The 12,687-nt window shown below is 48.3% G+C and carries 15 protein-coding genes; all 15 read right to left on the minus strand.

Annotation, left to right across the window (positions count from 1 at the left end; genetic code table 11):
- Positions 1-85: 85 nt before the first annotated feature.
- Genes ACZOWY_RS07650 through ACZOWY_RS07720 form a run of 15 tightly spaced genes read right to left on the minus strand, consistent with a single transcriptional unit; the run spans position 86 to position 12,672 of the window.
- Positions 86-2,065, minus strand: coding sequence for a hypothetical protein (locus ACZOWY_RS07650; protein WP_484394878.1), 1,980 nt, complete (start codon positions 2,063-2,065; stop codon positions 86-88).
- Positions 2,058-2,393 carry a hypothetical protein gene (locus tag ACZOWY_RS07655; RefSeq protein ID WP_484394883.1) on the minus strand — a complete coding sequence of 112 codons (336 nt, stop codon included), beginning with the start codon at positions 2,391-2,393 and terminating at the stop codon, positions 2,058-2,060. The genes ACZOWY_RS07650 and ACZOWY_RS07655 overlap by 8 nt, the downstream gene beginning before the upstream one ends.
- Positions 2,394-2,405: 12 nt before the next feature.
- A complete protein-coding gene (locus ACZOWY_RS07660) occupies positions 2,406-4,400 on the minus strand; it encodes a phage tail protein (RefSeq protein ID WP_484394886.1) in 1,995 nt (664 codons plus the stop codon).
- 13 nt (positions 4,401-4,413) lie between these two features.
- On the minus strand, positions 4,414-5,643 hold the full coding sequence (locus ACZOWY_RS07665; RefSeq protein WP_484394888.1) for a ubiquitin family protein: 1,230 nt from the start codon (positions 5,641-5,643) through the stop codon (positions 4,414-4,416).
- The gene (locus tag ACZOWY_RS07670; protein WP_484394890.1) at positions 5,621-6,052 is read right to left on the minus strand and encodes a C40 family peptidase; all 432 of its coding nucleotides are present in this window, start codon (positions 6,050-6,052) and stop codon (positions 5,621-5,623) included. Before ACZOWY_RS07670 ends, ACZOWY_RS07665 begins: the two co-directional genes overlap by 23 nt.
- Positions 6,045-6,656, minus strand: a complete 612-nt coding sequence (locus tag ACZOWY_RS07675; RefSeq protein ID WP_484394892.1) for a DUF1833 family protein — start codon at positions 6,654-6,656, stop codon at positions 6,045-6,047. The genes ACZOWY_RS07670 and ACZOWY_RS07675 overlap by 8 nt, the downstream gene beginning before the upstream one ends.
- A 1-nt stretch (position 6,657) precedes the next feature.
- Positions 6,658-7,044 carry a hypothetical protein gene (locus tag ACZOWY_RS07680; protein WP_484394894.1) on the minus strand — a complete coding sequence of 129 codons (387 nt, stop codon included), beginning with the start codon at positions 7,042-7,044 and terminating at the stop codon, positions 6,658-6,660.
- The gene (locus ACZOWY_RS07685; protein ID WP_484394897.1) at positions 7,041-9,953 is read right to left on the minus strand and encodes a phage tail tape measure protein; all 2,913 of its coding nucleotides are present in this window, start codon (positions 9,951-9,953) and stop codon (positions 7,041-7,043) included. The genes ACZOWY_RS07680 and ACZOWY_RS07685 overlap by 4 nt, the downstream gene beginning before the upstream one ends.
- Before the next feature lie 6 nt (positions 9,954-9,959).
- On the minus strand, positions 9,960-10,277 hold the full coding sequence (locus tag ACZOWY_RS07690; protein ID WP_484394899.1) for a hypothetical protein: 318 nt from the start codon (positions 10,275-10,277) through the stop codon (positions 9,960-9,962).
- A 23-nt stretch (positions 10,278-10,300) separates the two neighbouring features.
- Positions 10,301-10,693 carry a hypothetical protein gene (locus tag ACZOWY_RS07695; RefSeq protein WP_484394901.1) on the minus strand — a complete coding sequence of 131 codons (393 nt, stop codon included), beginning with the start codon at positions 10,691-10,693 and terminating at the stop codon, positions 10,301-10,303.
- Positions 10,694-10,709: 16 nt separating this feature from the next.
- A complete protein-coding gene (locus tag ACZOWY_RS07700) occupies positions 10,710-11,222 on the minus strand; it encodes a phage tail tube protein (RefSeq protein WP_484394903.1) in 513 nt (170 codons plus the stop codon).
- Entirely contained in the window at positions 11,219-11,632 is a 414-nt protein-coding gene (gene gp17 / locus ACZOWY_RS07705) for a tail completion protein gp17 (protein ID WP_484394904.1), read from the minus strand. Before gp17 ends, ACZOWY_RS07700 begins: the two co-directional genes overlap by 4 nt.
- Positions 11,629-12,078, minus strand: a complete 450-nt coding sequence (locus ACZOWY_RS07710) for an HK97 gp10 family phage protein (protein ID WP_484394907.1) — start codon at positions 12,076-12,078, stop codon at positions 11,629-11,631. The genes gp17 and ACZOWY_RS07710 overlap by 4 nt, the downstream gene beginning before the upstream one ends.
- Positions 12,075-12,392, minus strand: coding sequence for a head-tail adaptor protein (locus ACZOWY_RS07715; RefSeq protein WP_484394909.1), 318 nt, complete (start codon positions 12,390-12,392; stop codon positions 12,075-12,077). The genes ACZOWY_RS07710 and ACZOWY_RS07715 overlap by 4 nt, the downstream gene beginning before the upstream one ends.
- Positions 12,385-12,672, minus strand: coding sequence for a head-tail connector protein (locus tag ACZOWY_RS07720; protein ID WP_484394911.1), 288 nt, complete (start codon positions 12,670-12,672; stop codon positions 12,385-12,387). The genes ACZOWY_RS07715 and ACZOWY_RS07720 overlap by 8 nt, the downstream gene beginning before the upstream one ends.
- Positions 12,673-12,687 lie beyond the last annotated feature (15 nt).

The raw sequence follows: 12,687 nt of genomic DNA on the forward strand, positions 1-12,687 counted from the left end.
GCCGACATCTCGTACCACACAAAAATATCGGCTGCTTTATACCATTAAGTATGGCACAATTCAGCCGATGATGAAATCCGGTATTTTATTTTGCGCTTACCTTTAAATAATCGTTCTCATCATAGTACGATGGTATTTTATATGCATCAGCTACCCCATCAAGCGATTCTTCAATATCGTCAAGGCGACTAATGATAGACTCTCCTTGCCGAAGCGCATATGGATAGGCAACACGGACGTTGGATACAAGGTACGCAGTACCAGCAGGAGCGGTAATCGTTTGCTCATCCGCCTGTTCGTTTTTTCCCGCTTTTACTGACAACATGTAGCCGTCCTCGTCAATAAACGCATACAACCGCTGATTTTGTGTCCCACCATACCCTGTGATGATAAACTTATCTCCTTCTTCGCAAGGTAAAACACAAGATGCAAAACTTGGACTGCTCTGATACGCCGTGATGTCTATGGGGTCAACTGTTTTAATATAACACCGGCCAGTGTATTCGTGTGCTTGACCACCGATCATTTCATTGATCGCATCAATGCCGCCAACTTTATTTTCCAGTTCATTTACCCGAAGGCTAATTGGCAACCCCCTATAAAGGTGATGCGGGGTATCTCTAAAGCAGTGTACAACAATATGTGACGCGTTCTCCGGGGCAGTAATTACATAATCGGCATCAAGGTGTGTTTCTCCGGCATCCGCTCTAACACCAGTAATTCTTTGTTGGTCATCATCGTCAGTATATAAGAATGCATATAACCGACGAGATGTTGTTCCACCCTCGCCGTATATTACAAATCTCGCGCCCGGCTCGCACTCGGAAACATAATAATCAAACGAACCGCCAGTTTCAACATCGTAAATGTTGATTATATCCCCTGTGCTACCACCCGTGTCAATAGCACCATGAGCAAAAACACACTTTTCAGCATTGATATAATCAACCTCTGCTTTCGCATTAGCAATAGATTCGCCCGTTGCTTTTGCATCGGCAGGTAACCCATCTATGGATAACGTCGTGTCCGTTGTGACAAGCCTACTCGTTACGGTAACATCTTCCACATACGCAACGATAACGGCGTTGTTGAACACGCGTGTTCCAACACTTCTGAAATTCAACGCGCCCACAACCATGTCGGTTTCCGGTGTGAACTCCGCACCATCACCATACATTAAGGCAGGGCCTACGTTATATCCATCGGCATATGATGTCAACCAAAGTGTGGTGTTAGTTCCCATGGGGAAAACAGTACCCGCACCATGTGTATTGTCCCCCGATGTGAACGTCCCTCCAACCAACACCGCGTGCATTCTGTATGTATGACCTGCAAGCAAAGTGTTTGATAATGTACAGCCATTGTAAAAGTTGTTTGCGCTTGTATATCCTTTGGGTGGGTTTTCTTGCAACGAAAAGACTCGAATAGAACTCGTTGACCCGTTTGTAGTGCCGTTTAACTTTATTACACATCCGTCTACTTCCACAGACAAACCTTGAATAGTGCTTACCGTTTTATTATTAAGGTCGCCACTAATAGCCACGGAATGTAGGGATTGGATTTGTTTATTAAGTGCTTTGATGTTATCCCCTGTCACTTTGGAATCGGCCGCCGCATCACTAACAGACAACGCCTTGTCCGTGGTAAAAGCAACCGCATTATACACACCACCACTTACCCATGCAGATCCGTTATAGTAATACCAGTTGCCATTTATATAATCTTCTTCGCTGCCAGTATACACATAGATTTTATCTATATCGGTCATGTCTGCTACCGTGGAAGCGGTAAAGGGATAGCCGTAACCGGCAAGCATAGCGTTCTTGATCGCCTCTGCCTGCGTTACGCTTTTCGCCGCGGCCGTAGCAGAGTTAGAAGCTTCCGTAACGTATGGCTGTACTTTTTCTTCAGCAGCATTTTCTACAACTGACGGAATGCTTGCAATGCCTTGCTGTACAGCTGACTTTGCTGCTTCCACCAGCGCTGCGTCATATTTGTATGCCTTGGGAGTACCAATCGGGATGACGCCCTGGGTGATTTCCCTGTCAATTAAGCTATTACTCATAACAAACCTCCCTGACGATGAATTTGGTCGGATACATCAGCGTGTACCGGGCGCCTGACGTGAGATTCATAACAATGTCATAAAAATATATACCGGCATCCAGCACGGACATCTCCTGTTTCGTTCCGTAAACGGAGATGATATTGTTCAGCGTATCAATCCCGCACGGCAAGGTCAGCAGGATTTCTGTGTCCTCCGGATTCCGTTTCACGTTCAATCTGATGGTCTCGTTGCCGTCCAGCACATACCCATCCTCCGGCATCTGGAACAACGTGGTGAACGTCTGCCCTTTGCTGGTCATGATTGTTTTATCCTTTACGATTATCAATTTTGCACCTCCTTATGTATCCGACGGCACCACAGGTTCCGGCTCTGGCTCCGGTGCTTCCACTTCTACAGTCACACTCGCTGCCGTGCCTTCTGCTCCTTGATTGGTAACTGCCCGCACAGACAAAACATAGCTACCTTCCGGAACCCCGCCAAATTCTGCCGATGTGTTTATCGTCCGGTATTCGCTGCCCCGGAATGTCACCTTGTAGTGTTTCAGGTTCGAAGCCGTGATTGCGTCCCATACAGCCTGTACCGTTCCGATGCTTCCCGACATAGTTACTGTCGCTGCCAAGCCGGAAATCGTCAGTTGCTGCATCATTGTGTCAATGTTCGTAATCGCAGCTACCGTTCCGGATGTGATCACAGCCCCGTTGGTCGTGATAATCTTCACAAAGGCTGTATCAGCATCCACCTCCGCCGCATACTCCGTCGCGCTCAACCCACTCACCAGCAGGCTCCAGCCTTCCCCGTCCGAAGAAACAAACAATGTAAACCGCCCGGTTGAAGCACGTTCCCAGGAAACGTCCATCTTGTATCGGACTACCCCGTCAGGCGTCAGGTAGCTGTATTTCGTCGCGCTGACATTCGTTACATTTTTTGGCCGGGCGTCTTCGCTGGAGTAATGAATCTCCGGAATGTCATAATCTTCGTTATAGAGATTTTCATTATATTCAATTCCACTGATACGTCTTGTGAAGTCCTGCGCCCGGGTAATGCTCTTCACTACAAACGGTTTGCTCCCCACATTAGTAACAGCCAAATCGAAAATGTCATGACGCTGCGGCGGATCCGCTTCATCGAACGGAGTCGCAACCTGCACCCGGCACCAGCCATCTTTGTTTTCCAGAATCGTCACTGCCGAAGTGTACAGATTGTCATTTACCGTCCTGTACTGGATGCGATACTCTCCTGACGCATCTTCCAGTTCCACCGGCAAGAGCAGTTCCTGTCCTTCCACCTTCTCAATCCGGCCCGACCTCGCCCAGCGCGGCACATCATGGGCCACCAGAATTACATCCCCGAGGGTACAGGCAATCGCGTCAATGTTCGCTTCGAAGGATACCGTCCGCACCTGATACTTATTGCAGTACAGCTGATACATCCCTTCCCGGTACGCCTGCTCATAGCTGGTGATACCGTTAAACGTTGCCTGCGCTACCTTTTCTGTGGCTGCGTCATCATAATTGTCTCCATAAATCGTTATAGTCTCGCGGTTGAAATCGTTTTCCGCGTCCATGTAGGTCAGTTCCACAGCATTGGCCCGGTCATTCGTTGGGAGAAAATCTTCCTGGAACGTGCCGGCACAAATATTTCCCATGCCGAACATCTGCACCGGCTGCTTTGCGCAATCCCATATGCAGCCATACTTTGTGCCGAACGGAATCACCATGCCCCTGCCTACATTGGCAATGTTTTGATTGATGACCTCCAGCATTTCCCCGACCGTGTTCAGTTCTATATTGATATACAGCCGCTTGCTGTCACAGAACGCCGCCCATTCATTAAACTGGTCGTAAATGATCCGATCCGCTTCCACCCCCCGGACATCAAACTCAAAATGTCCCCGATTGTTAGGATCCTCCAATTCCCTGCACTGATGAAGCGCATCATAGGCTGCCCATGCCGGATTGTTCGAAGCCTTCTGTACATACGCGCCCGTATAGGGATTCCATACCCACACATACGGGCATGTTTTTTTGAATTTCAGCGTCGGGCTGCCGCTGATCTGATCCGTGGCCAGCGCTCGGATACCTATCAGCGCAATGTTCGGATAACAGAAATCGTCATACACAATTGATGTAAGGCTGGTCCAATAGCACCGAACAGCAGCCCTACTGTTTGTTACAGCGTGCGACCGGCCAGTCACCTGCATTTTGACATAATATTCCCCTGCCGGGAGACCATCCACACGGAATTCTTTCCGGATTGCGCTGGACTGGCTGCCGGTAATCTTCAAGCCTTCATAGCTGACTGTAAATGTCTCATTTATCGTTGACTGCGCCATTATCCGTCACCTCTTAAAAGTCACTGTCACCGCCGCCATCACCATCGCCGCCACCGCCTCCATCGTCACCATCATCTTCATACGGAACCAAAAATGTAAAATCCCCCAACGAAAACTCTGTGCCGCGATGGACTTCTTTTGTCAACTCCGTCCCATCCGGACATGTGAGTGTCGCCATCGTATATGTTCTGACCGGCTCGTGCCACTGGTTATAATCTGTAAAATCTTCTACATGAAACGTATAATTCCCGACAAGCGCTTCATTCTTTACTGTTTTCACATAACTGCTGTTCGTTTCTTTGGAAAACACAAACGGTTCCCATTCCCCGGTTTCACCTTTCCTGTACTCTCCCAGCAGCTTCACCCAAGCTTCGCTTAACCCGCCGCTGTCATTCGCATAATACAAGCCGCCGTTGAATTCCACTTTAACCGCAAGGCCTTCCGTGGCATTGCCCTGGGCCGTATCAATGCGCTCCGTCTCCAGCAGCTGGTACCCCAAAGTCTTTGTGAAAAACGTATCGTTAAAATTAGGAATGACTTCCTGTGTGTTCGTGCCTTCCCGCACATCTACCGTCATTCCTGTGTAATAGGCAACGTCGTTGTCATTTATCTTAATATCGGATATCACCAACGGACCCTCCCCGGCTGCCACCAACCAGTTCAGGTATTCTTCGTTATCAATTACCTGCACATTTTTGGCAATACTCTGGCCACCGCTCATAACGGTCCCATATGTCAGGGCCACCGCATTGTTCTGCCCTTCCATGGTGGAAACGCCGTTCCAGGAATATGTCGCTTCCGTCGTACCCTCGTATTTCCCGGTATCCGGTTTGCCGCCAAATGCTCTTCCTATCAAGGTATTGCCAATAAACATTACCGCGGCCATAGCGATATAGGACATCGTTGTAAAATGAGCCGCGCCCGCTGCCCACATCCCAGGATTCGCAACGTCTGAAAAAATACCGCCCACGCCAAACGCCACGACCGATAAGGCGATCGACGCAATTAACCCCAGAATGTTTTTGCCACCCTTTCCAACCACCGGGCAAATCACCACAATGTCATTGTCCTGGATGACGGTTTCCGGCGCCACGGTGTACCCGTTCACACTGGCCATCATCTCCAGCCCCGGCAACTGATATCCGGACAGCAGCTGCTGCACGGTGTCACCCGGTACAATCTTCTTTATCTCCCGCCCGTTCCACGGTTCAAAAGGATTCTTAACGATTACCAGTGTTACCATTTCCGTCACCTATGTACTCATAACATCCTTCTATGACCCGCTTCCACGCCGGCGAAGCGATGCTGTCAACACAAACTCCAATATTCTGCCGGATATGAATAAACCGGCCGTTCCCTATATAACAGCCGGTATGATTCACCATTCCTTTTGGAACCCCAAAACGTATTGCCACCAGGCACGGAACCGGAAGTTCTCCTTCCACCCGACGCCAGTTGCTTTTTATGGCGACGCTCTCCGTAATCAGCGCGTTCACCTTTTCCAAATTATCAAAATCCTCCGTGTATTCCGGAATTGAAATACCGTATCTCCGATATATTTCCATAACCAGTCCGTAACAATCCAGGCCGGTTTTTACATCCCTGCCCCGGTTCCGGAACGGCACGCCGATCAGGTCGCTGTATTCAACCATGAACATATACCCCTTTCTGGTCAATCCCCTGGAACCCGCCAAAGCGCTGCGAGTTATTCCGCTGCCGGCAATCCGTCAGCGTATGGTTGCAGCTGGCCAAAGACGATGTGCATCCGCAGCGCAGGCTCTTATACCGGAACGGACAGTTATTTTTCATATAACGCATCAGTGGCCGCCGGGTCCTGGTGCTGTACTCAACCCCCAGCGTGAATGTGATATATTCCTGGGTCACATTGGTTTTAGTGACGACAAACTTTTCTTCCAGTTCCGGTTCCGGATTCTCCAGCGCCTCCGAATTCACCACGCGCAGGATCACTTCCTTCCCGTTCCCGCCGTTTGCCTCTTCCACCGCATACTGCAACGCCTGGGAAGTGTTGTCCACCATCAGTTGCACTTCCGGCGTCCTTCCGTCCGTGTCCTCCGAGACGTCCCCGAGCTTAAACGGAAAGGCCTGGTATAAATTGCCATTCCAAGTAATATCTTCTGTGTTATAACAAATCCGCGCCGTATCGGTAACCAGTTTGATGTCCAGCAAGATGATGAATGCGCTGCCGGTCGAGAGCTTATTTTTTTCCCGTTTCGCGATTGACGACAGTTGTAACATTTCACACCTCCGTCAATTCCAGAGTACCAGACCAATACTGTAATGCATCGTTTGTCCATTTTCCAACAGCGGTTATGCGTACCTCCACCTCCTCCTGATCCGGATTCAGGTATTGGTAATCATCGTCAATGGAATCTGTATTGATCCAGTAAAATGACTTTGAGGAAAACTTGACTACATGCTTGATAAAGTGCATCAGAATCAGGTATTCTTTTCGGGATATGTGTTTCCATTTCAACGTCCATTTACGTCGGGAACGGGTAAACTTAGCCCGACTCTGCTGGCTTCCTTCTTCAAACTTACTGATGATAGAAGTATCTTCCGGTTCCTCATCAAATGGCCAGGTCGGCGGCGTAATGTCGGGGAAATATATCTTTTCTTCACTCATGTCGCTGCCACCCCTTTAATCATCGTCCGCAATCCGCCATCATTATTGTTCACGAATTTCAGGATAAGGTTCAGAATGTATTTCTCGCCATCAAAGCTGCTGCCGGCTTCCCTGGCTTCCAACTGTTGTCCTGTCTCATTCTGGATATTAATCTGTATGTTCGCAGGTTTACCAAAACCGTCAGACGCAGCGTTTCCGGCCACTAAGCCGCCATTCGCATAGCCTTTGTTTAACCGATTCAGATATGGAACGCCAATGCGCCGCACCGCTGCAGCACTCATAACAAATTCACCATTGCTGAGCATCGCGGGAATACTATCGCTGGTTCCAGATCCCGGTCCTACAATAGAACCACCCGTTGCACCATGAACACTGATACCGCCTCCTCCCGAAATCCACAGACTCCCTCCCATAAAGCCATCGGTTGTAACGCTACCGCCGGCGTTGAAGAAGCCTGGCATGATCCAGCTCAGGAACTGGTTTACTACCTTTGCCGCCATCATTTCCGCAATCTGCTTGACAATGGCATCCAGCAATCCACTGAACAAATCCAACAGAGAATCGTTAAATGATTTAGCCCCGGTCAGTATATTCTTGAAGAAATTCTCGAAGCTGCCCTGACTGTCCATCACAATATTGGCCACCATTTCACTGGTGTTCTGATGGGTAATCAGCCAATTATCATAATAACGTTTCATCATATTTTGTTTTGTGTTGTAGGCATTTAGAATGGCCGCGTTTTCATTGGTCAAAGACTCCTGCAGCTTTTCCATGGAGTTCAAGCGGAACGCGTCATCTATCTCCGCCAGAATGCCCTTGCATTGGGTATGGTAAGCAACGATTTCATCATCATACTGTTTTTCCGCTGCCGCAATATCCGCTGCCACCTGTTTTGCCAAAGACAGCCTGCCTTCCTCCGTGATTTCAAACGCGGCACCGACTTCTTCCAAGTTCTTAACCATCCGGGCACGCTCCGCATCCGACATGCCGATATATTCCGTTTCAAACTGTAACCAGCGGCTCTTGATACCTTCAATAGCTTTTTCATGTTCCTTCTGCATTTCATAGGCCGCTTTGCCCGCTACCGACATGTAGGCAGTCTGCAGGTCAACACTTTCCCGCATTGCATCATTTACAGTCCTTCGCATAGAGTATTCCTGCTCAATACTCCTCTGCAACTTTTGTCGGCGTTCCTGCTCTTCTTTTTCCGGGTCCGAAGCCTTTCCGGAAGATGACTTCCCGCCACTTCCGCTACCGCCAGAGCCGGCATTCTCAAACAGATTTTTGTATTTGTCGCTATCTACAGGCTTTGGCGTATCCACTGTTTTCTGTGGATGTTTCTGCAGATATGCTTCTCTCACTGCAGTCAACTCTTCCTCATCAGTAACCTTCGTTTCAGTATATGTATCAAAGGCGTCTTCCGCCTCTGTATTTATTTCCTGTCGATAAAAGGCGCCGTCAGATCCCTTGCGGTACCGTTGCTCTCCTACATAGGTGTCGCCGGTTATTTCCTTTGATTTTTCTTGTTTGAACGCTACAAGTTTTTCAAAGGCGAACGCGATGGCGGCCGCCACAGCATACCATCCGCCTACCAAAGCCCAGACGCTTTTTGTCAGCGACCCTACCGCACCTTTAGCCGCACCGCTTGCCACCACTGTTTTTGCACCGGCCACTTCTGCAGCCGTACCAGTTGTTGCAATGGCCTGCACCTGCCCGGCAGCTGACAACTTAGCCTCTGCGTTCATCTTCCGATATGCCGTCCGCATTTCCGCTTCAATCCGTGCAGCTGTTTCCGAATATTTCATCTGGATCCGCATACAAGATTCTGTGATAATTTTTTCCTTCTCCGCTTCCGTTATCTTCCGGGCAGCCACCTCTTTAGTCATCATCTGTTCTTCTTTTTTCTGCGCTGCTTTCAGTATGTTTAGCCGCCGCGAGATAGCTTCTTCCTGTGCTTTTGTAAGAGTTTCCAGCTCTGCCGCTGCAGTTGTCACTGATGTACCTAATAAACCGCCGGCTTTACCCATGGCCTGAATTACTTTATATGTCACAGCCAGTTGCGCAAGTCCTGCTCCAAGAGAAACAATTCCCTCTTTGTTTTCTGCTATCAGACCTGCCGTTTCTGCCAATCCTTCTGTGATTGCAGGCAAGTATTCACCGATTATCGGCGCCAGTAATGCGCCGCCAGCCATGGTCAGCTGCCCAAGCTGTGCTTGAACGACTTGCAGTTCACGGTCAATTTCCGCCATCTGCTCAATATCAAGTCCGATTCCTTTAATCTTGGAGGCGTCTTCGGCTGCATCGTTATATTTCATTAGCGTTTCGGTCAAAGCCATGCCGCGAACGCCTAAGGTATTCATAATAAATTCCTGCCCATACCCAGCCTGCGCAGCGACCTGATAACCCTGTGCAAGATTTTTCAACTGCTCATTTAACGGTAGCAACTTTCCTTCCTGATTCGTTACAGAAACGCCTACAGCATCTAATACCGCACGGATTTTCTGCGCATTTTCGCTGTTCCCGCTTATGGAAGAATCCAGGCGCATCATGGCTGCAGCCGCTGAATCAACGTCTCCGCCAGTCAGTTTGATCACTCTTGAAAAATTATCAGCTTCAGCAGTTGAAATCTGTAGTTTATCTGCCAAATCTTTAACAGCCGCTCCCGCGTTTACGGCGTTGGTAATTAATGCTGTAAGACCAAAACCGCTGCCTATTAAAGCCGTTACCGCGTTGAATTTGTTGATTAAAAAACCAACATTCGCTGTAGTGCCGGTAATTGCATTTTGAAAACTGATAATCGGATCAACAGAAAAAGCATTATTAATTTCCTTTTTTGTTCCTTTCAGCTCTCTTCTCAGCCCGGAACTGTCAGCTCCAATTTTTACCATCAATGCAGACAACACAGACATTTTCTATTACTCCTTTAACGCCCAGGCAAATTCTTTTTCCAAAGTTTTCCTGTCAGCCTCAATCTTTTTCTTTCTCTCTTCCGCTTTTCTCTTTTTCAATTCTTCCGGATCTTCCCAAAGAGGATCCACAATATCTTCTACCGTGACCGTGGTTTCTTTTTTCAGATACGGGGCAATCAGGTACGACAAAAAATATGCAGACCGGTAATCCTGTTCCCGCTGGCGCCGGTCATTGGCCTCCAACAGCAACCAGAATTCCCCGGGCTGCATCTGTTCAAATTCTTTCGGTTTCAGGCCGATTTCGTAGGCCAGTGGCTCCGCCATGCTGACCCATTCCGCAAAAGATGTCAGACTTCGACTTTTTCCTTGCCTGCTTGTGCCGTTTCCAGCACTTTGCGAATCTCTTCCAGATTTGCCGTCTGCCCCTCCGTAAAAAGGTTTGTAGCGTCAATCGCTGCCAGGATATGCGCATTCAGCGTATCCAACGAGCCACCGTTATCACAATACTGCTGAATAAAATTATAGTAATCCGTATCTTCCGGCTCTTTATCCTGTAAACCATACTTGATGCCCAGATAGGTAAACATAATGGTCGTCAGCCGTAAAGTCAGCGTCAAATTTGGAGTGAATAACAGATTCAGGGAAAAGCCTAATTCCTGCTCCATATTTTTCAGTGTACGGATATTGAACAGTAATTTGCATTCCCGGTCACCATTTTTGAAACTAATCGCTTCCTGCATTTATGTTACCTCCCTTTTACGGATTAGTTTCCGTTTCCTCTGCCTCTCCTGCAGCCTCTGCTGCCGTAATCTCGCTGATTGCTCCGACGCCTTCCAGAGTAGACTTGATGGTGGCTATGCCGTCATGCGGATTGTCGCGGGTGAACTCTGTCACATGCGCCCAGCCCAGCTGATATGACTGATCAGGATATACGAATTTCACATGAATCTGTTTCTTCTCCCTGAAACAGTACTCCATAATCTGGGCGCCTTCGTCCGACATGATCTGTAAGCCGTCAAAGCTGGATTTCCAACCGCTCAGTCCGGGCTTGCTCTGTTTCCAACCACCGCTCCCTTTGTGGGATGCGTCCAGAGAATCTGTTGTCATTTCAATAGTGGAATTGCGCTGGCCACCTACGAGTGCGAACACCTCTTCATCTCCCGAACCGCTTTTGCCAATATACAATAATACATCCTTACCAGCTTCTGCTAAGTCAGTATCCGGATTCTCTGGAAGATTCTGCAATTCTTCAGCTGTTAATTTGCTCATTCTGTTTTCCTCGCTTTCTGTAATTTAAATACGGCTGTTACCGTTCCGTGATACCCTGTCGTTGATTCTTGTTCCGTCTCCACAGTCTCAATCTCCGTATCAATAACACTGTACCCTTCGATTTCCAGACTGTTACCGTAATACGATACCAACGTACAGATGTCATTCAACATTTCATTCAATTCCAGTTTCTGTGTCCCGTCTGAATACGCTTCGATATTCGTTTTTGCCTGCCAGATAACCGTTGTTTTGCTGCCAATCGGACTGAAAATCATGCCGCCTATGGTGATCCAGGGAAGTACTGCGTCTTCTGGAACATCGCCATACACATTATGATCCTGCCCATCAGTAAGCATAGTAAACAGTGCCCTGCGCAGTGGGACCTGCGGTACGTCTTTAATTAAAATCATTTCATTGCTTTCTCCATTGACTGCACAATCTTCGGCCATTCCCGTTCAGCTGCTCTCTTGAGCACATGCCGGGCAGGCATTTTTCCGCTGCCGATGTATCCACGTGCCCATCCGGTCTTACCGTTCCAGGTTATCTTCAAAGCTTTCTTCCGTACCGTATACGTAATACGTGGATCCGTTCCGTATTCAACCAAATGGGAATGGGGAGCGGTAGACATGACAATTCCCTCCCGCCCGCCGTCAACAAGGTGCCCCTTGATACCTTTCTTCAGATTTCCTGTCGGTCCTTTTGGCGCCAGCTGCAAAGCTCTTGCCTTTGTTTCTTTCGTTCCGTCCGCTATAACCTTCTTGATTTTCTTTTGCTTTGCAACATCGTACTTGTCAATATCCTTTACAGCTTTGGAAATGACTTCACCCATGTTCACACGGATTTCGAACATCTTCATGGCCGTATCTCCTGCGTGGTCAATACATAGATTGCCGGATCCGAGCGATCGACATCAATGATTTCAAAAACATGGTTGCCGAAAACGATTCGCCACCCCTTTTGTACTTCACGGGGACGGATACGGATTCCCTGGGTAACCAACACTGCAGCCCCATCGTCTGCAATGACAGCAGAAGAGATGCGTTGCTTCAGGAATTCAGCCCATATCTGGCCGTCATCTACAAACGTGACCGGTGCTCCCAACCCTTCATCCAAGCCGCGAACTTTCTTCTGTACCGTTACACGGTTACGCAATTTTCCGATATCAACCATCTGTATCACTCCAATATTCCAGCTGGTTAATCATGCTGCGAATGACAAAACCGAAATCCCCTTTCAGTTGAGAATTCCGGTCTTCATACATCTGGGCAATAATGGCCATCTTACAAACATCTGCTGCCGCCGCGTATTTTTCGTTTTCTGCATAATTTATTTCATAGTCAGTCACTGCGCCAACCATATAGTTTTCCGCAGCCTGCACCATCGTTCCCAAAATTGTATCTTCCGCATCAGAGTCGATGCGGAGATACAATTTGACATCAGAAAGTGTCATTTGGCGTCACCTGTT

Source organism: Succiniclasticum sp. (assembly GCF_056977735.1).